Annotated in this window: 14 protein-coding genes and 1 pseudogene; 5 read left to right on the forward strand and 10 right to left on the reverse strand. The window is 63.2% G+C overall.

Going from position 1 to position 18,662, the window contains the following annotated elements; genetic code table 11:
• Positions 1–31: 31 nt before the first annotated feature.
• Positions 32–1,579, forward strand: a complete 1,548-nt coding sequence (locus RR51_RS06490) for an AmpG family muropeptide MFS transporter (protein ID WP_013974096.1) — start codon at positions 32–34, stop codon at positions 1,577–1,579.
• 114 nt (positions 1,580–1,693) lie between these two features.
• On the opposite strand, the pseudogene RR51_RS06495 reads toward RR51_RS06490, so the two are convergent.
• From RR51_RS06495 to RR51_RS06505, 3 genes and pseudogenes are all read right to left on the reverse strand, one after another.
• Positions 1,694–2,937 (reverse strand): annotated as a pseudogene (locus RR51_RS06495) (MFS transporter).
• A 204-nt stretch (positions 2,938–3,141) separates the two neighbouring features.
• Positions 3,142–3,984, reverse strand: coding sequence for a mechanosensitive ion channel family protein (locus tag RR51_RS06500; protein WP_015271698.1), 843 nt, complete (start codon positions 3,982–3,984; stop codon positions 3,142–3,144).
• A gap of 114 nt (positions 3,985–4,098) precedes the next feature.
• Positions 4,099–4,584, reverse strand: coding sequence for a YajQ family cyclic di-GMP-binding protein (locus RR51_RS06505; protein ID WP_013974099.1), 486 nt, complete (start codon positions 4,582–4,584; stop codon positions 4,099–4,101).
• A gap of 100 nt (positions 4,585–4,684) precedes the next feature.
• Here RR51_RS06505 and RR51_RS06510 point away from each other — a divergent pair, with 100 nt between their 5' ends.
• From RR51_RS06510 to RR51_RS06520, 3 genes are read left to right on the forward strand one after another with little or no spacing between them, the layout of a single operon-like run.
• Entirely contained in the window at positions 4,685–5,602 is a 918-nt protein-coding gene (locus RR51_RS06510; RefSeq protein WP_003260762.1) for a putative 2-dehydropantoate 2-reductase, read from the forward strand.
• A gap of 38 nt (positions 5,603–5,640) precedes the next feature.
• On the forward strand, positions 5,641–7,671 hold the full coding sequence (locus RR51_RS06515) for a sensor histidine kinase (RefSeq protein ID WP_039612993.1): 2,031 nt from the start codon (positions 5,641–5,643) through the stop codon (positions 7,669–7,671).
• A 1-nt stretch (position 7,672) separates the two neighbouring features.
• A complete protein-coding gene (locus RR51_RS06520) occupies positions 7,673–8,239 on the forward strand; it encodes a cob(I)yrinic acid a,c-diamide adenosyltransferase (RefSeq protein ID WP_039612994.1) in 567 nt (188 codons plus the stop codon).
• Between the two features lie 120 nt (positions 8,240–8,359).
• Here RR51_RS06520 and RR51_RS06525 read toward each other — a convergent pair whose 3' ends face one another.
• From RR51_RS06525 to secA, 4 genes are all read right to left on the reverse strand, one after another.
• The gene (locus RR51_RS06525; RefSeq protein ID WP_039612995.1) at positions 8,360–9,304 is read right to left on the reverse strand and encodes a Nudix family hydrolase; all 945 of its coding nucleotides are present in this window, start codon (positions 9,302–9,304) and stop codon (positions 8,360–8,362) included.
• The gene (locus RR51_RS06530) at positions 9,301–9,933 is read right to left on the reverse strand and encodes a glutathione S-transferase family protein (RefSeq protein WP_039612996.1); all 633 of its coding nucleotides are present in this window, start codon (positions 9,931–9,933) and stop codon (positions 9,301–9,303) included. The genes RR51_RS06525 and RR51_RS06530 overlap by 4 nt, the downstream gene beginning before the upstream one ends.
• Before the next feature lie 143 nt (positions 9,934–10,076).
• Positions 10,077–11,294, reverse strand: a complete 1,218-nt coding sequence (gene argJ, locus RR51_RS06535; protein WP_023662147.1) for a bifunctional glutamate N-acetyltransferase/amino-acid acetyltransferase ArgJ — start codon at positions 11,292–11,294, stop codon at positions 10,077–10,079.
• A 196-nt stretch (positions 11,295–11,490) separates the two neighbouring features.
• A complete protein-coding gene (gene secA / locus RR51_RS06540) occupies positions 11,491–14,226 on the reverse strand; it encodes a preprotein translocase subunit SecA (protein WP_039612997.1) in 2,736 nt (911 codons plus the stop codon).
• 390 nt (positions 14,227–14,616) lie between these two features.
• On the opposite strand from secA, the gene RR51_RS06545 reads away from it, so the two are divergent.
• Positions 14,617–15,072 (forward strand): DUF721 domain-containing protein, encoded by a 456-nt coding sequence (locus RR51_RS06545; RefSeq protein ID WP_023661964.1) that lies wholly within the window; start codon positions 14,617–14,619, stop codon positions 15,070–15,072.
• A gap of 47 nt (positions 15,073–15,119) precedes the next feature.
• Here RR51_RS06545 and lpxC read toward each other — a convergent pair whose 3' ends face one another.
• The 3 genes from lpxC to ftsA form a co-directional block, all read right to left on the reverse strand.
• A complete protein-coding gene (lpxC, locus tag RR51_RS06550) occupies positions 15,120–16,031 on the reverse strand; it encodes a UDP-3-O-acyl-N-acetylglucosamine deacetylase (protein WP_003260771.1) in 912 nt (303 codons plus the stop codon).
• A gap of 112 nt (positions 16,032–16,143) precedes the next feature.
• Positions 16,144–17,340, reverse strand: coding sequence for a cell division protein FtsZ (gene ftsZ, locus RR51_RS06555; protein WP_003260772.1), 1,197 nt, complete (start codon positions 17,338–17,340; stop codon positions 16,144–16,146).
• 55 nt (positions 17,341–17,395) lie between these two features.
• The gene (gene ftsA, locus RR51_RS06560; protein ID WP_015271706.1) at positions 17,396–18,652 is read right to left on the reverse strand and encodes a cell division protein FtsA; all 1,257 of its coding nucleotides are present in this window, start codon (positions 18,650–18,652) and stop codon (positions 17,396–17,398) included.
• Positions 18,653–18,662 lie beyond the last annotated feature (10 nt).

The raw sequence follows: 18,662 nt of genomic DNA on the forward strand, positions 1-18,662 counted from the left end.
GTTTTCGCAAACTTGAGGCAGATGTTGGCCCATGCCCCGTAAAACCTGGCGCGCTGCGCTTGCTGCCTATGCCAGCCCGTCAACCTTGGTACTTTTGCTGCTCGGCTTCGCTGCCGGTCTGCCTTATATGCTGGTGTTCTCCACCCTTTCGGTGTGGTTGCGCGAAGCCGGCGTGGCCCGCGAGACCATTGGTTACGCCAGCCTGATCGGCCTGGCGTACGCCTTCAAGTGGGTGTGGTCGCCACTGCTCGACCAATGGCGCCTGCCGCTGCTCGGAAGCCTGGGGCGCCGGCGTTCGTGGTTGCTGCTGTCGCAAGCGCTGGTGGTGATCGGGCTGGTTGGCATGAGCCTGTGCGACCCGCAGCAGCATCTGTCTTGGCTGATCGCCCTGGCGGTGCTGGTGGCCTTCGCTTCGGCCACCCAGGACATCGCGGTCGATGCCTACCGCCTGGAAATCGCCGACGACCAGCGCCAGGCTGCACTCGCCGCCAGCTACATGGCCGGCTACCGCGTGGCGGCCCTGCTGGCCACGGCTGGTGCCCTGTTCTTCGCAGAGTGGTTCGGCTCCACCGGTTTCAGCTACCTGCACAAGGCTTGGGCCGGCACCTACGTCATGTTCGCGGTGATGATGCTGCCCGCCGTGTTCACCACCCTGATCATGCGCGAACCGCCCGTACCCATGCGTACCCAGCTGTCGGCAGCGCGCTATGGGCTGGTGCACCAGCTGGCCTCGGTGTTCGTGCTGATAATCCTGCTGGTATCGGTACCGGCCAGCTTCACCCAGATGTTCAATACCGGCTGGTCCAGCGTCATCTCCGGTGATGCAACGCCACTGGACCTGCTGCTGGAAGACCGCGCCTTCCTGCGCCTGATCCTCTATGTGCTGCTGACCTGGGCGTGCCTGTCGAGCCTGGGCCGTCGCGGCCTCGCGCCGGTGCTGACCCCGGTCAACGACTTCATCGCCCGCTACCGCTGGCAGGCCCTGCTGTTGCTCGGCCTGATCGCCACCTATCGCATGTCGGACACGGTAATGGGCGTGATGGCCAACGTGTTCTACATCGACATGGGCTTCACCAAGGACCAGATCGCCAGCGTCAGCAAGATCTTCGGCCTGATCATGACCCTGGTCGGCGCCGGTGTTGGCGGCCTGCTGATCGTGCGCTTCGGCATCATGCCGATCCTGTTCATCGGCGGTGCGGCCTCCGCGGGCACCAACATCCTGTTCCTGATGCTGGCCGACATGGGCCCGAACTTGCAAATGCTGGTGGTGACCATCTCGCTGGACAACTTCAGCTCCGGCCTGGCCACCTCGGCCTTCGTTGCCTACCTGTCGAGCCTGACCAACCTGAAGTTCTCGGCTACCCAGTACGCGTTGCTCAGCTCGATCATGCTGCTGTTGCCAAGGCTGATCGGGGGTTATTCGGGGGTCATGGTGGAGAAGTTCGGTTACCACGACTTCTTCCTGATCACTGCCCTCCTTGGCGTGCCGACCCTGATCCTGATTGCCCTGCAGTGGCGCCAGGAGGCCGGGCCGGGCAAACCGGTTGCAGAGGAAGGTTCGGCGGCCGAGCGGCCCTGACAGGTTTGTATTGCCTGTAGCGGCCTCTTCGCAGCACAAGGCTGCTCCTACAGATACACCACAGCTCTGTAGGAGCAGCCTTGTGCTGCGAAGAGGCCGGTACAGGCAATAAGTTTACTGAGCAACAGCCCCCTCACCAGGCCTTCCACCCACCACAAACCACAGCGGCCACAGCGCCAAGGCCCCCGCCACACCCGCCGCCAGGGCAAAGTGCAGCAAGCTGGCCCCGGCCCCAATCATCGCCAGCAGCGCCCCACCCAACCCCAGCAAGGCAATGGTGATCATCCCCAGCATGGCCGAGACCAGGCCCTTGCTCTGCTCGCTGGCGAACAGCGTCATGCGATACAGCACCGCGTTGGCCACGCCCAACCCCAGCGCGTACAGCGACATGCCCGCCACCACGCTGGTCACACTCGGCCAGTACCATGTCGCCAGTCCCATCAGGCACAGGCCGGCCAGGTATGGCCACAATGCACCACGCACCAGCGCCGCCAACGGATAGCGATCGGCAATGCGGTTGATGATCAGGTTGCCCAGGATCAGCCCGCCAAACACCGGCAACTGCCACAAGGCGTACTCCATGGTGCTCAGCCCCTCGTCGTGGATCAGCAGCACCGGCGACAGGCCGATCCAGCCAATCAGCGGCAGACCGACCAGGCCCAGGGCCGCGCTGCCAGCGACAAAGCGGCGGTTGCCCAGCAATTGGCCGTAGCCGGCCAGCAGTGGCAGCAGGTGGATCGGCGTGAATGCCAGGCGCGAGCCGTCACGGCGCTCCACGCCCAAGGTCTCCGGCATCAGCCGGTACAGCAGCAGCCAGGCCACAACCGCACCAATGGCGAAGGCCACGAACAGCCAACGCCAGTCCAGCCACTGCAGCAGCAAGGTGCCCACCAGCGGCCCGAGCAGTGGCGAGAGCAAGGCGATGTTGGCCAGCAGGGCCATCATGCGCACGGCGTCGGCTTCGCTGAAGGCTTCGTTCAGGGCCGGGTAGCTGACCGTGACCACAAAGCCCAGGCCAATACCCTGCAGCAGGCGCAGCAAGTTGAACAGGCCGATGTCGTGGACCCAGAAGGTGGCCAGGCAGACCAGGCCGAAGAACGCGCAGCCGATCAGCAGCAACGGGCGCCGGCCATAGCGGTCGGCCAGCGGGCCGATCAGCCATTGCAGCACCACGCCCCCAGCAGGTACAGGTTGAGGGCGTGGGGAATGTATTCGGGGCTGGCATTCAGGTCTCCGACCACCACCGGCATGGCCGGCATGACGGCGTCGCTGGCCAGGTAGGTGAGCAGCTCGAACAGGGCCAGGGTCAGACCGAACAGCAAGGCGCGCAGGGGGGTGATGTACAGCAGTGGTTTCATGATGGCGTATCGGGTGTGGCAGGTGGGGTCAGGCTATATGCCAGAAATGGCGGGGTATTGCTGTGAACAAGTGTAAAAAGCCGAGGCCGCTTCGCGCCCCATCGCGACACAAGGCCGCTCCTACAAGGGTTACGCGATTCCCTGTAGGAGCGGCCTTGTGTCGCGATGGGGCGCGAAGCGGCCCCAATCAATGACAACGCGGTATTACTGCGCTGCAGTCTCCTGCACCACGCGAATCACCCGCTGCGGGAACGGAATGTCGATCCCTTCGGCCTTCAACCGGTCACGCGCATGCTCGTTGAGCATGAACATCACATCCCAGTAATCGGCAGTCTTGGTCCACAAGCGCAAGGACACTGTGATCGAGCTGTCGCCCAGGGTCGCGACCACCGCCTGTGGCGCCGGGTCGGGCAGCACGCGCGGGTCCTGCGCCAGCTCCAGCAGCACGTTGCGGGCCTTCTGCAGGTCGGCCTCGTAGTCCACACCCACATCGAACACCACCTTGCGCGTCGGCTGGCGGTTGGTGTTGGTGATGATGCCGTTGGACAGGCTGCCATTGGGCATGATCACCGTCTTGTTGTCACCAGTGCGCAGCACGGTGTGGAAGATCTGGATGCTGTCGACGGTGCCGGCCACGCCTTGCGCCTCGATCCAGTCACCGATGCGGAACGGGCGAAACATCAGGATCAGCACACCGCCGGCGAAGTTCGCCAGGCTGCCCTGCAAGGCCAGGCCGATGGCCAGGCCCGCGGCACCGATGGCGGCAACGAACGAGGTGGTCTCGATACCGATCATCGACGCCACGCTGACGAACAGCAGCACCTTCAGCACGATATTCGACAAGGTGCTGATGAAGCCCTGCAGCGCCAGGTCGGCGTTGCGCAGGCCAACCAGCTTGCCCAGGCGGGCGCTGACCTTGTTGATGATCCACCAGCCGACCGCCAGGGTCAGCAGCGCCAGCAGCACACGGCTGCCATATTCCATGATCAAGGGGATCCAGGTCTGGGATTGGCGGACCAGCTGATCGACTTCAGCGTTCAAATCCATATTCATCTCCTGATGCCGAGCGGCAAGTACACGGTAGAACTGGCCACGCGCGATGGCGCAGCCCCGGCCCCCATGGACATCATTTGGCCATCGGGGTTCCGGGCGATGCCCACATCAGTCGCGGAAGTTATTGAACTGCAATGGCATGTCGAATTCCTTGGTACGCAGCAGCGCAATGGCTTCCTGCAGGTCGTCGCGCTTTTTGCCGGTAACGCGTACCTGCTCGCCCTGGATGGCGGCCTGCACTTTCAGCTTGGCATCCTTGATGGTGGCGACGATCTTCTTCGCCAGATCCTTGTCGATACCTTCGCGGAACTTGGCTTCCTGTTTCTTTTCCTTGCCCGAGGCGTACGGGTCCTTGGTTTCCAGGCACTTCACGTCGATCTTGCGCTTGACCAGCGCCAGGCGCAGGATTTCCAGCATCGCTTCGAGCTGGAACTCTTCCTCGGCGGTGAGCATCACGGTCTGCTCTTTGTCCTTGAACTCGAAGGTGCCCTTGCCCTTGAGGTCGTAGCGACGGTCCAGGTCCTTGATGGCGTTGTCGACCGCGTTCTGCACTTCGTGCTTGTCCAGTTCCGATACCACGTCGAACGAAGGCATGGTTGTTCTCCCAAAATAAAAGCGCGCTCAGGCTGAAGATGGAGCGCGCTGGGTTTGACGGTTAAAATGCGGGCTCATTATAACGGGTTGCGAAACGCATATGAGCAGCACCTGGCATATTCTCGGCGCCGGTAGCCTGGGCAGCCTGTGGGCTTGCCGCCTGGCGCGCGCGGGCAAGGCAGTGCGCCTGATCCTGCGTGACGGGCAGCGGCTGCAGGCCTACCAGCAGGCCGGCGGCCTGACCCTGGTCGAACAGGACCAGTCCCGCCACTACGCCATCCCCGCCGAAACCGCGCAGGCACACGGCCCGATCCATCGCCTGCTGGTGGCCTGCAAGGCCTACGACGCCGCCCCGGCCATCGCCGGCGTGGCACCTCGCCTGGCCGAAGACGCCGAGGTGGTTCTGCTGCAGAACGGCCTGGGCAGCCAGGACGAGGTCGCCGACCTGGTGCCCCATGCACGCTGCATCTTCGCCTCCAGTACCGAAGGCGCATTCCGCGAGGGGGATTGGCAGGTACGCTTTGCCGGCCACGGCTTCAACTGGCTGGGTGACCCACGCAACCCGACGATCCCGGCCTGGTTCGATGACCTGCATCAGGCTGGCATCCCTGCCGAGTGGACGGTGGATATCCTTACCCGTCTGTGGCGCAAGCTGGCACTCAATTGCGCCATCAACCCGCTGACCGTGCTGCACGACTGCCAGAACGGCGGGCTGCTGGGGCACCTGGGCGAAGTGGATGCGCTGTGCGCCGAGCTGGCCCAACTGCTGCGCCGCTGTGGCCAGCCAGAAGCGGCAGACGGGCTGAACGAAGAAGTGCAGCGGGTGATCCTCGCCACTGCGGCCAACTACTCTTCCATGTACCAGGATGTACGCGCAGGCCGCCGCACCGAGGTGCACTACCTGCTTGGCCATGCCTGCCGCGCCGCCGGCCGTCATGGCCTGCAGCTGCCAGAGCTGGAACGCCTGCTGCAGCACCTGGTCGATAACCTGCGTGTGCGTGGTTTGCCCTGCGACTGACGCAGCCCTTTCAACCGGATACGGATATTGCCTAGCCCATGACCTTGCGCCAACGCCTGGAAAACCTCCCGGTCGGGCAGAAGCTGCTGGCAGCCCTGCTGGTGTTGCTGGTGACCATCCTGTTGGTGGCCAACCTCACCTTCATCAGCGCCGCCTACTGGATCACCCAGGAAAGCATGGCGCCACAGGCGCTGCACACCATCGGCCGGCTGGTGGCCAACCCGCAACTGGCGGAGCGCGCCGGCGATACACCGGACACCGCCAGCGCCCTGCTGAAAGAGCTGGACAGCTACACGCCGCTGCGCGCCGCTGCCGTCTACGGTGGCGATGGCCGCATGTTGGCGCAGCTGCAGCATGGCGAGCCGCTGGCACTGCCCAAGCGTTTTCGCAACATCGACGGCTGGCGCCTGATGGAGTTTCGCAACACCCAGCTGATCCGCATGCCACGTGACGCCAACCCGCCCGCACACCTGCTGCTGGTGGCCAGCAGTGAACTGCCCACGGCTTTCTATACCGGCACCCTCAGCGCCAGCCTGGGCATCCTGGTGTTCAGCATCCTGCTGTGGATCGTCATCGCCCGACAGATAAAACGCCTGATCACCCAGCCGATCAACCAGCTCGAAGAGCTCAGCCGCCAGGTCACCCGCGAAGAGAGCTATGCCTTGCGCGCGCAGCGCGGTAACGACGACGAAATCGGCAGCCTGGCCGAAGCGTTCAACACCATGCTCTCGCGCATCGAAGCCCGCGAACAGCAACTCAAGCGCACCCGCGACGAGTTTCAGGAGGCCTACGACCAGGCCCAGGGCCTGGCCGAGGAAACCCGCCACACCAACCGCAAGCTGGAACTGGAAGTCCAGGTGCGCAGCAAGATCGAGAAAAAACTCACCGGCTTCCAGAACTACCTCAACAGCATCATCGACTCGATGCCCTCGGCGCTGATCGCCCTGGATGAACAGCTCTACGTGACCCAGTGGAACCACGAAGCCACGGTACTTTCCGGCACGCCTCTGGACGAGGCGCTGAATCAGCCGATCTTCATTGCCTTCGAACCGCTCAAGCCGTTCCTGCCGCAACTGAAGGAAACAGTGGAAAAGCACCGGGTGGCAAAGATCGAGCGGGTCACCTGGCCCAAGGGTGACGACCTGCGCCACTACGCCCTGACCTTCTACCCGCTGACCGGTGGCGGCGGCCGTGGCGTTGTCATCCGTATCGACGACATCACCCAGCGCCTGTCGCTGGAAGAAATGATGGTGCAATCGGAAAAGATGCTTTCGGTCGGCGGCCTGGCCGCCGGCATGGCCCACGAGATCAACAACCCGCTGGGCGCGATCCTGCATAACGTGCAGAACATCCGCCGGCGCCTGTCACCAGAACTGCCGCGCAATCAGGAACAGGCAGAGGAACTGGGCATCGACCTGCCCACGGTCAACCGCTACCTGGAGAGCCGCGAAGTGCCACAATTGCTCGACGGCATCCAGCAGGCCGGTGCCCGGGCAGCGAAGATCGTCACCCACATGCTCAGCTTCAGCCGCCGCAGCAACCGTCAGCTGGCGCCGTGCGACCTGCCGGCGCTGATCGATCAGGCGGTTGAAATTGCCAGCAACGACTTCGACCTGGCCATAGGCTTCGATTTCAAGGGCCAGGCCATCGTGCGTCAGTTCGACCCCGACCTGGGGCCGGTGCCGTGCACCGCCAACGAATTGGAGCAGGTGCTGCTCAACCTGCTGAAAAACGCGGCCCAGGCCATCCACCAGCGGCCACAGCCGAGCGAGCCCGGGCGCATCACCCTGCGCACCCGCTTGAGCCCGCCATGGGCGGAAATCCAGGTCGAGGACAACGGCGTCGGCATGCCCGAAGGGGTGCGCAAACGCACCTTCGAGCCGTTCTTCACCACCAAGGAAATCGGCCAGGGTACCGGGCTGGGGCTGTCGGTCTCGTACTTCATCATCACCAACAACCACAAGGGGCAGATGGAAGTGCAGTCCACGCCCGGCCAGGGCACCTGCTTCACCCTGCGCCTGCCCCTCGGCCAGCCGACAACGGTGGCGCCGGCCAAAATGGAGAAATGACATGGGCTACCGCCTGTCGAAGATCTACACCCGCACCGGCGACAAAGGCGAAACCGGCCTGGGCGACGGGCGCCGAGTGCCCAAGGACCACCCGCGAATCGAGGCGATTGGCGAGGTGGACAGCCTGAACAGCCAGCTGGGTTTGCTGCTGGCGGGGCTGGCCGAACAAGGGCTGGATGAAGTGAGCGCGGTGTTGGCGCCGTGTCAGCACCGCCTGTTCGACCTGGGCGGTGAGCTGGCGATGCCCAGTTATCAGGCGTTGAACCTGGCGGAGGTGGAGCGGCTTGAGGCAGCGATCGATGTGTGGAATGAAGAGCTGGGGCCGTTGAAAAACTTCATCTTGCCCAGTGGCTCGGCGCTGGTGGCACAGGCGCATGTGTGCCGGAGCCTGGCGCGCAGTGCGGAGCGGCGGTGCCAGCAGCTGAATGCGCTGGAGCCGTTGGCGGGGGTTGGGTTGGCGTATATCAACCGGCTTTCGGATCTGCTGTTCGTGGCCGCGCGGATCATTGGGCGGCGGCAGGGGGTGGCTGAGGTTTTGTGGCAGCCAGCCCCAAAACCGGAGGCTTGAGATCGCAGGCGCTGCTGCGCAGCCCTTCGCGGGCTTGCCCGCTCCCACAGGTACGGCACAGGTTTCATCCTGTGGGCAAGCCCGCGAATGGGCCGCAAAGCGGCCCCAATTTCAGGCGACTCAGATCTCAGGCCAGAACGCCCGGATCCCGGCCACACCCTGTGCCCCTGCTTCCCAGGCCTGCTCGCGCTCACCCGGCCCTACCCCACCCAACAGGTAGACCGGCTTGTTGAACCCGGCAATCAACCGCTGTGCCTCGTCCCACCCCAGCGGCACCGCCTCCGGGTGTGTCCGGGTTGCCTGCACCGGCGACAAAGTGACGAAGTCCACGCCCATCTGCTCCGCCAACGCCAGCTCTTCGGCACTGTGGCAGGACGCCGCCAGCCAGCGCTCCTTGGGGAACGGCCGGCCGTTGGCGGCATATTTGCGCAGTTGTGCAGCCGTCAGGTGCCAACCCGCGGCTGGGAAGTCACCCAGCCACTCCAGCGGCCCCTTGAGCATCAGCTGCGCCTTGCCCGCGCACAGGCCGACCGCATCCACCGCCACATCGCGATACTTGGGATCGTACATGTCCGGGGCACGCAACTGGATCAGGCGAATGCCACTGGCCACTGCCTTCTGGATGCCCTTGAGCATCTGCGGCACTTCCAGGCCATCGGGGGTGATCAGGTACTGATCCGGCAGGCGCGCGGCTGCAACGATCGGCTTGTTGGCCTCGGGGAATTCGTATTGGGGCAAATCGCGTGGAGCAACCCATTCCAGCGGCTGCCCTTCGGCGCCATGCGGCTCGCCGGTGAATGCCTCGACTTCGCGCACATCCAGCAGCACCTGCTTGTCCGGGTAATCGTGGCTGACCTTGATCAGCGCGCGCGAACCGCTCACCTCGATACCCAGCTCCTCGCGCAGCTCGCGGGCCAGCGCCGCCTCGACGCCCTCACCCTCTTCTACCTTGCCGCCCGGGAATTCCCACAGACCACCCTGGTGCTGGGTATCGGCGCGCCGTGCGATCAGAATACGGCCGTCAGTACCGCGGATGACAGCAGCTACAACATGAATCCGTTTCACCCTTCACGCTCCGCCAGGCCAGCCTTTTGCCAGGCCTGGAAGGCTGGCCACTGATAAATGGTTTCGATATAAGCCGCTGCCTCTGCAGGCACTTCCACACGGTAGGTGCGCAGGCGCACCGCCACCGGGGCGAAGAAGGCATCAGCCAGGCTCGGCCTGCCGAACAGGAACGGGCCGCTGTCCTTGGCCGCAAGGCGACATTCCGACCACAGTGCAACGATACGGTCGATATCGATTTGAACCTCCAGCGGCACACCGTCCAGCGCCTGGTCGCGGGACAGGTCGAACGGCATCGCGCCGCGCAGGGCGAAGAAGCCGCCGTGCATCTGCGCGCAGGCCGAACGGGCCTGGGCCCGGGCCGCCACGTCGGCAGGCCACAGCTGCGCGTCGGGGTGGCGTTCGTTGAGGTATTCGGCAATGGCCAGCGAGTCGGCGATCACACCGTGCTCTGTCTTGAGCAGCGGTACCTTGCCGGTAGCCGAGAAGGCGAGGATGCGCTGACGGGTGTCAGGCTGGTTCAGCTTGATCAGTGTTTCTTCGTAAGGCACGCCAGCCAGCTCGAGGGCCAAGGCGCCACGCAGCGACCAGGAGGAATACAGCTTGTCGCCGATGATCAGGTGATAGCTCATGGTTCGGCTCCATCGTTTGGGAATTCTGGGGCTGCTCTGCAGCCCTTTCGCGACACAAGGCCGCTCCCACATGGGGCGGCGTACGCAGGTCCTTGTGGGAGCGGCCTTGTGTAGCGATGGGCCGCAAAGCGGCCCCAATTACATCAGGTACGGTACTCGGCGTTGATCTTCACGTACTCGTGGGACAGGTCGGTGGTCCAGATGGTTTCGCTGCACTGGCCACGGCCCAGCTCGATACGGATGGTGATCTCTTCCTGGGCCATAACCTTGGCGCCCTGGTCTTCGGTGTAGCTCGGGCTACGGCCGCCTTTGCTGGCAATGCACACGCTGTCCAGGTACACATCGATCAGGCTCACGTCCAGCTCCGGTACGCCGGCACGGCCGACGGCGGCGAGGATACGGCCCCAGTTGGGGTCGGAAGCGAACAGCGCAGTCTTGATCAGCGGCGAGTGGGCCACGGCGTAGCCGACGTCCAGGCATTCCTGGTGGTTGCCACCGCCGTTGACCTGCACGGTAACGAACTTGGTGGCGCCTTCGCCGTCACGGACGATGGCTTGGGCCACTTCCATGCACACTTCGAACACTGCCTTTTTCAGCGCTTCGAACAGTGCGCCGCTGGCTTCGGTGACTTCCGGCAGGTTGGCCTTGCCAGTGGCAATCAGCATGCAGCAGTCGTTGGTCGAGGTGTCGCCATCGATGGTGATGCGGTTGAACGACTTGTTGGCGCCGTCCAGCATCAGGTCCTTGAGCACCGCCGGGGCAACCTTGGCGTCGGTGGCGATGTAGCCGAGCATGGTGGCCATGTTCGGGCGGATCATGCCTGCACCCTTGCTGATGCCGGTGACGGTAACCGTCACGCCATCGTGCTGGAACTGGCGGCTGGCCCCCTTGGGCAGGGTGTCGGTGGTCATGATGCCGGTGGCAGCTTCAGCCCAGTGGTTTTCCGACAGGTTGTCGAGGGCGGCCTGCAGTGCGCCTTCGATCTTCTCGACCGGCAGCGGCTCGCCGATCACGCCGGTGGAGAATGGCAGTACCGACTCGGCCGGTACGCCGGCCAGTTCGGCCAGCTTGGCGCAGGTGCGCTCGGCGGCGGCCAGGCCTGGCGCGCCGGTGCCGGCGTTGGCGTTACCAGTGTTGGTCAGCAGATAGCGCACGGTGCCCTGCACACGCTGCTTGGACAGGATCACCGGCGCTGCGCAGAAGGCGTTGAGGGTGAACACGCCAGCCACGCTGGAGCCTTCGGCGCAGCGCATGACCACCACATCCTTGCGCCCAGGGCGCTTGATGCCGGCAGAAGCGATGCCGAGTTCAAAACCCGGAACCGGGTGCAGGGTGGGCAAAGGACCAAGACCAACAGCCATTAGAGCGCTCCTAGAAAATACGGTGAACAGGTGATGGAAGAGCGGGGCCGCTTCGCGCCCCATTCGCGGCACAAGGCCGCTCCTACAAGGACATCGCAACCATTGGGGCGGGCGCGGTCCCTGTAGGAGCGGCCTTGTGCCGCGAATGGGCCGCAAAGCGGCCCCGGATGTTTCAGGTTACAACAGCCTGGTCAGATCACTCGATCTGCCCGTGGCAATGCTTGAACTTCTTGCCCGAACCACACCAGCACGGCTCGTTGCGGCCCAGCTTCTGCTCGTTGCGCACCGGTGCCGAGGCAACGGCCACTTCGGCGCCCTCCTCGTTCAGCTGCTCGCTTTCCAGGCCCGGAGCAGCGGCATGCTGGAACTGCATGCGGCTGGCCAGTTCCTCGGCCTCGCGGCGCAGGCGGGCTTCCTCTTCGACCGGGTCTTCGCGGCGTACCTGAACGTGCGACAGCACACGGATGGTGTCGCGCTTGATCGACTCGAGCAGCTCCTGGAACAGGCTGAAGGATTCGCGCTTGTACTCCTGCTTCGGGTTTTTCTGCGCATAACCACGCAGGTGGATACCGTGACGCAGGTGGTCCATGGTCGACAGGTGGTCTTTCCACAGGTCATCCAGCACACGCAGCAGGATCTGCTTCTCGAAGGTACGCAGGGCTTCGATACCGGCCTGGTCTTCCTTCTCGGTGTACGCGGTGGTGATTTCGTTCAGCAGCTTCTCGCGCAGGGTCTCTTCGTAGAGGTGATCGTCCTCGTCGAGCCACTGCTGGATCGGCAGCTTCATGGCGAAATCGCTGGCCAGCGCAGCCTCCAGGCCGGCCACGTCCCACTGTTCGGGCAGCGACTGCGGCGGAATGTGCTGGCTGATGGTAGCGTCCAGTACTTCCTTGCGGAATTCGACGATGGTGTCGCCGATGTTCTCGGCGGCCAGCAGGCTGTTGCGCATGTGGTAGATCACCTTGCGCTGCTCGTTGGCCACGTCGTCGTATTCCAGCAACTGCTTGCGGATGTCGAAGTTGCGGCCTTCGACCTTGCGCTGGGCCTTCTCGATGGCGTTGGTGACCATGCGGTGCTCGATGGCCTCGCCGGACTGCATGCCCAGCGCCTTCATGAAGTTCTTCACCCGGTCAGAGGCGAAGATACGCATCAGGCTGTCTTCCAGCGACAGGTAGAAGCGGCTGGAGCCCGGGTCGCCCTGACGGCCGGAACGGCCACGCAGCTGGTTGTCGATACGGCGCGATTCGTGGCGCTCGGAAGCGATCACGTGCAGGCCACCCGACTCGATCACCTGCTGGTGACGCTTCTGCCAGTCGGCCTTGATCTGGGCGATCTGCTCGGCGGTCGGGTTTTCCAGGGCTGCCACTTCGGCTTCCCAGTTACCGCCCAGCAGGATGTCGGTACCACGGCCGGCCATGTTGGTGGCGATGGTCAGGGCACCTGGCGCACCGGCTTGCGCGATGATCTCGGCTTCCTTCTCGTGGTACTTGGCGTTGAGCACCTTGTGGTCGATACCTTCCTTCTTCAGGAGGTTGGACATATGCTCGGAGGTTTCGATGGTCGCAGTACCCACCAGCACCGGGCGACCCTGCTTCATGCTTTCCTTGATGTCGGCGATGATCGCGGCGTATTTCTCGTCGGCGGTCAGGTACACCAGGTCGTTGAAGTCTTTACGTGCCAACGGTTTGTTCGGCGGAATGACCATCACGTTGAGACCATAGATCGACTGGAACTCGAACGCTTCGGTGTCAGCGGTACCGGTCATGCCGGACAGCTTGGTGTACAGGCGGAAGTAGTTCTGGAAGGTAGTCGAAGCCAGGGTCTGGCTCTCGGCCTGGATGTTCAGGTTCTCTTTTGCTTCGATGGCCTGGTGCAGGCCTTCGGACAGACGGCGGCCCGGCATGGTACGGCCGGTGTGCTCGTCGATCAGCAGGACCTGGCCGTCCTGGACGATGTACTCGATGTTGCGGTGGAACAGCTTGTGCGCGCGCAGGCCAGCATAGACGTGGGTCAGCAGGCTCAGGTTATGCGCCGAATACAGGCTCTCGCCCTCGGCCAGCAGGCCGGACTGGGTGAGCATCTCTTCGATGAACTGGTGACCGGCTTCGTTCAGCTCGACCTGACGGCTCTTTTCGTCAATGGTGAAGTGGCCTTCCTGGGTGACCTGGCCTTCCACTTCCTCGATGTGCTGGGTAAGGCGCGGGATCAGACGGTTGATCTCGATGTACAGCTTGGAGCTGTCCTCGGCCTGGCCGGAAATGATCAGCGGGGTACGCGCTTCGTCGATGAGGATGGAGTCGACTTCGTCGATCACGGCGAAGTTCAGTTCACGCTGGAACTTCTCTTCCTGGCTGAACGCCATGTTGTCGCGCAGGTAGTCGAAACCGAATTCGTTGTTGGTACCGTAGGTGATGTCGGACGCGTAGGCGGCACGCTTTTCTTCCGGCGGCTGGAAGGCCGAGACGATGCCGACCGACAGGCCGAGGAACTCGTACAGCGGGCGCATCCAGTTGGCGTCGCGGCGGGCCAGGTAGTCGTTGACGGTGACCACGTGCACGCCCTTGCCGGACAATGCGTTGAGATACACGGCCAGGGTACCGACCAAGGTCTTGCCTTCACCGGTACGCATTTCTGCGATCATGCCCTCGTGCAGGGTCATGCCACCGATCAGCTGCACGTCGAAGTGGCGCATGCCCATCACGCGCTTGCCGGCCTCACGGGCCACGGCGAAGGCTTCAGGCAGCAACTGGTCCAGTGTCTCGCCTTTGGCCAGGCGCTCCTTGAACTCTGCGGTCTTGCCCCGCAGTTGCTCGTCGGAGAGGGCCACCATCTTCTCTTCGAGAGCATTGACGATGTTCACCGTCTTGAGCATGCGTTTGACTTCACGCTCGTTCTTGCTTCCAAAAAGTTTCTTTAACAAAGGCGCAAACATATCGGCAGGATCTTCCACACGTAGGGATGGAGGGCGGCCCCATGAGTCGCCCGTGCAGCCCTGAGGCCGCATGCGAACGAGCATTCTACCCGGAAACGATGGTGAGGAAAGTGGTGGATTTCCACGATGCTTGGACAGCGTTTTGGCGGGGGCTTGTTTTAGATAGGGGCATTTTCCCTGAGTTCAAGGTTCGGGAAGATGAAACGTATCGAGAATGAGTCTTGTCTTTTGTTATCTGTGCCGGCCACTTCGCGGGTAAACCCGCTCCCACAGGATCACCTACACATCAAGGGCAGTGCGGTACCTGTGGGAGCGGGTTCACCCGCGAAGAGGCCAGTGCAGGCTATAGAGATGTTAGACTGCGGACCATGTAACCTCATGCGTACCCCCATGGCCTACAAACCCTCCCCCGCCCAGCCGCCCTCGGCCCTGCTCCGCCAGGTCCGCCCGCTGCGCCTGCTGCTGAACCAGGCCGAACGCCTGGAGCACCTGCAGCGCCTGCTGGAAAGCCAGCTGCAACCGGCCGCCCGCGAGCACTGCCATGTGGCGTCGTGGCGCGATGGCACATTGTTGCTGGTGGTGACCGACGGCCATTGGGCAACCCGCCTGCGCTATCAGCAGAAACGCTTGATGTCTGCATTACAGGCCATGGAGGCATTCGCCAACCTCAGGCGCATCCTGTACAAGGTCCAGCCACCGCTGGTGCCAGCCAAGCGTGGCGGCAATGCCGCAGAACTGTCCAATAACGCAGCCGAGAGCCTGCGCGATACCGCCGAGGGCATCACTGACCCCAAGCTGCGTGCAGCACTGGAACGATTGGCCGCCCACGCCCGTGACAAGCCATAAAAAAGGCCACCCGAAGGTGGCCTTAATGAACTAGAGAGTGTTCGAACTTACACGGCCGCAACAGGGCGCATGTACGAGATCGGTGCCGTGCTGGCATCTTCGAAGGTGACCACTTCCCAGGCATCGGTTTCGGCAATCAGCTTGCGCAACAGCTGGTTGTTCAGCGCGTGGCCGGACTTGTAGCCCTTGAACTCGCCGATCAGGCTGTTGCCCAGCAGATAAAGGTCGCCAATGGCGTCGAGGATCTTGTGCTTGACGAATTCGTCATCGGAACGAAGGCCGTCTTCGTTGAGCACACCGGTCTCGTCGACCACGATGGCGTTCTCGACACTGCCACCCAGCGCAAGGTTGTGCTTGCGCAGGTACTCGATGTCACGCATGAAGCCGAAGGTACGGGCGCGGCTGACTTCCTTCACGAACGAGGTGCTGGAGAAGTCGACGACCGCACTCTGGGTCTGGCCCTTGAGGACCGGATGATCGAAGTCGATCTCGAAGCTCACCTTGAAGCCGTCGAAAGGCAGGAAAGTGGCGCGCTTGTCGCCCTCTTCCACGGTTACCTCACGCAGGATGCGGATGAACTTCTTGGCTGCGTCCTGTTCTTCCAGGCCGGCAGACTGAATCAGGAATACAAAGGGTCCGGCGCTGCCATCCATGATCGGCACTTCCGAGGCGGAGAGCTCGACGTAGGCGTTATCGATGCCCAGGCCCGCCATGGCGGAGAGCAGGTGCTCGACCGTATCGACCTTGACGTCACCGTTGACCAGCGTCGTCGACATGGTTGTCTCGCCGACGTTGGCCGCGCGCGCCGGGATTTCGACCACAGGGTCGAGGTCGGCGCGGCGGAAGACGATGCCGGTGTCAACAGGTGCAGGCTTGAGGGTCAGGTAAACCTTCTCCCCGGAGTGCAGACCGACACCTGTGGCACGGATGGTATTCTTCAGGGTGCGTTGTTTAATCATGGCATTGGCCGCTTCAGCGCAAATTGCGAACAGGTATCAACAAAGGCTGGGGATGATAACAGACCCAACCTTTGATGAATACCAATCACCTTTATACCCCTGATAAATTCCATTAATCAGCCTGACGACGCAGGAATGCCGGGATATCAAGGTAGTCCAGGTCATCCTGAGGGTTCAGTTTAGCGGCTGCAGCAGCACCTGCATGAGCCTGGTTGCGCATTACGGTCGGGCGCTCCAGGTCACGGTAGTTGACCGCAGGCTGCTCCTGGCGAACCGGCGCCGGGTTGGAGGCCTCGTACACCTGCTGGGCAGTCTGCAGGGTGTTGTCGACCACCTTCACAGGCTTCTCGATGCGCGCGCCCAAGCCAGTGGCCACTACGGTCACGTGCAGCTCGTCACGCATGTCAGGGTCAATCACGGTGCCGACCTTGACCATGGCGTGGTCGGAGGCGAAGGCTTCGATGATGCTACCCACATCGGAGTACTCGCCCAGCGACAGGTCAGGGCCTGCGGTGATGTTCACCAGGATGCCGCGGGCGCCCTGCAGGTTGACGTCTTCCAGCAGCGGGTTGCGGATCGCTGCCTCGGTGGCTTCACGTGCACGGTTCGGGCCGCTGGCGCAGCCAGTACCCATCATGGCCATGCCCATTTCACCCATCACGGTACGCACGTCGGCGAAGTCGACGTTGATCATTCCCGGGCGCTTGATGATATCGGAGATACCGCGCACGGCACCGGCCAGTACGTCGTCGGCCTTGGCGAAGGCGGACAACAGGCTGGCATCCTTGCCCAGGATGGTCAGCAGCTTCTCGTTGGGGATGGTGATCAACGAGTCGACGCTTTCGGCCAGCATGCGGATGCCTTCATCGGCGATCTGCATGCGCTTGCGGCCTTCGAACGGGAACGGACGGGTCACCACGGCAACGGTGAGAATGCCCATTTCCTTGGCCACTTCGGCGATGATCGGCGCTGCACCGGTACCGGTACCGCCGCCCATGCCAGTGGTGATGAACACCATGTTGGTGCCCTGCAGCACTTCAGCGATGCGCTCACGGTCTTCCAGCGCGGCCTGACGGCCGACTTCCGGATTGGCACCGGCACCCAGGCCCTTGGTCACGCCAGTGCCCAATTGCAGGATGGTGCGCGCGCCGATGTTCTTCAGCGCCTGGGCATCGGTGTTGGCGCAGATGAATTCCACGCCTTCGATGCTGCTCTTGACCATGTGGTTGACGGCGTTGCCGCCACCACCGCCAACACCGATCACTTTGATGACCGGGCTTTGCGGGACGTTGTCTACGAGCTCGAACATTTTCCCTCTCCTTACAGTTCTCTAGTTGTCGCGCCTACCACTACTGCTTTGAAACTTAGAAATTGCCCTGGACCCAGCGCTTGAAGCGTTCAAGCACTGGAGCCTTCGGTTCATCGCCATAGCTGTTGTTGCTGCTGTTACCGGTCAGGGGCAGGTCTTCGGTCTGCTTCTGCAGGCCGTAGGTGAGCAAGCCCACGCCGGTGGAATAGATCGGGTTGCGAACCACGTCGCTGAGCCCCCGAACGCTGTGCGGTACGCCCAGGCGTACCGGCATGTGGAAGATCTCCTCGGCCAGTTCCACGGCGCCTTCCATCTTCGCGGTGCCGCCGGTGAGGACGATGCCGGCCGGCACCAGGTCCTCATAACCACTGCGGCGCAGTTCGGCCTGGATCAGGGTGAAGAGCTCGTCGTAACGTGGCTCCACCACCTCGGCCAGGGCCTGGCGCGACAGCTCGCGCGGTGGGCGATCGCCCACGCTCGGCACCTTGATGGTCTCGCCGGCGCCAGCCAGTTTGGCCAGGGCGCAGGCGTAGCGGATCTTGATTTCTTCGGCGTACTGGGTCGGAGTACGCAGCGCCATGGCGATGTCGTTGGTCACCTGGTCGCCGGCAATCGGGATCACCGCGGTGTGACGGATCGCGCCCTCGGTGAAGATGGCGATGTCGGTAGTGCCACCGCCGATGTCCACCAGGCACACGCCCAGCTCTTTTTCATCGTCGGTCAGCACCGAGTAGGCCGAGGCCAACTGCTCGAGGATGATGTCGTCGATTTCCAGGCCGCAACGGCGTACGCACTTCTCGATGTTCTGCGCCGCGTTGACCGCGCAGGTGACCACGTGGACCTTGGCTTCCAGACGTACGCCAGACATGCCCAGCGGCTCGCGCACGCCTTCCTGGTTGTCGATCACGTAGTCCTGCGGCAGGGTGTGCAGCACGCGCTGGTCGGCCGGGATGGCAACGGCCTGGGCGGCGTCGAGTACGCGCTCCAGGTCGGCCAGGCTGACCTCGCGGTCGCGGATGGCGACGATGCCGTGGGAGTTCAGGCTGCGGATGTGGTTGCCGGCCACGCCGACGAAGGCCGAGTGGATGCGGCAGCCGGCCATCAGCTGCGCTTCTTCCACGGCGCGCTGGATCGACTGCACGGTGGACTCGATGTTCACCACCACGCCTTTTTTCAGGCCGCGGGACGGATGAGTACCGATCCCGACGATTTCCAGGGTGCCGTCCTCGCCCACTTCACCCACCAGCGCCACCACCTTGGAGGTGCCGATGTCCAGCCCGACGATCATTTTGCCGCTATGCGCGTTTGCCATGGTCCTGCCT

Source organism: Pseudomonas sp. C5pp, assembly GCF_000814065.1.
Lineage (GTDB): Bacteria > Pseudomonadota > Gammaproteobacteria > Pseudomonadales > Pseudomonadaceae > Aquipseudomonas > Aquipseudomonas asiatica.

Excerpts from the sequence above, each read along its gene's own strand:
- RR51_RS06490 (WP_013974096.1), top strand. The coding sequence starts at position 32 with ATGCCCCGTAAAACCTGGCGCGCTGCGCTTGCTGCCTATGCCAGCCCG.
- RR51_RS06500 (WP_015271698.1), bottom strand. The coding sequence starts at position 3,984 with ATGGATTTGAACGCTGAAGTCGATCAGCTGGTCCGCCAATCCCAGACC.
- RR51_RS06505 (WP_013974099.1), bottom strand. The coding sequence starts at position 4,584 with ATGCCTTCGTTCGACGTGGTATCGGAACTGGACAAGCACGAAGTGCAG.
- RR51_RS06510 (WP_003260762.1), top strand. The coding sequence starts at position 4,685 with ATGAGCAGCACCTGGCATATTCTCGGCGCCGGTAGCCTGGGCAGCCTG.
- RR51_RS06515 (WP_039612993.1), top strand. The coding sequence starts at position 5,641 with ATGACCTTGCGCCAACGCCTGGAAAACCTCCCGGTCGGGCAGAAGCTG.
- RR51_RS06520 (WP_039612994.1), top strand. The coding sequence starts at position 7,673 with ATGGGCTACCGCCTGTCGAAGATCTACACCCGCACCGGCGACAAAGGC.
- RR51_RS06530 (WP_039612996.1), bottom strand. The coding sequence starts at position 9,933 with ATGAGCTATCACCTGATCATCGGCGACAAGCTGTATTCCTCCTGGTCG.
- argJ (WP_023662147.1), bottom strand. The coding sequence starts at position 11,294 with ATGGCTGTTGGTCTTGGTCCTTTGCCCACCCTGCACCCGGTTCCGGGT.
- secA (WP_039612997.1), bottom strand. The coding sequence starts at position 14,226 with ATGTTTGCGCCTTTGTTAAAGAAACTTTTTGGAAGCAAGAACGAGCGT.
- RR51_RS06545 (WP_023661964.1), top strand. The coding sequence starts at position 14,617 with ATGGCCTACAAACCCTCCCCCGCCCAGCCGCCCTCGGCCCTGCTCCGC.
- lpxC (WP_003260771.1), bottom strand. The coding sequence starts at position 16,031 with ATGATTAAACAACGCACCCTGAAGAATACCATCCGTGCCACAGGTGTC.
- ftsZ (WP_003260772.1), bottom strand. The coding sequence starts at position 17,340 with ATGTTCGAGCTCGTAGACAACGTCCCGCAAAGCCCGGTCATCAAAGTG.
- ftsA (WP_015271706.1), bottom strand. The coding sequence starts at position 18,652 with ATGGCAAACGCGCATAGCGGCAAAATGATCGTCGGGCTGGACATCGGC.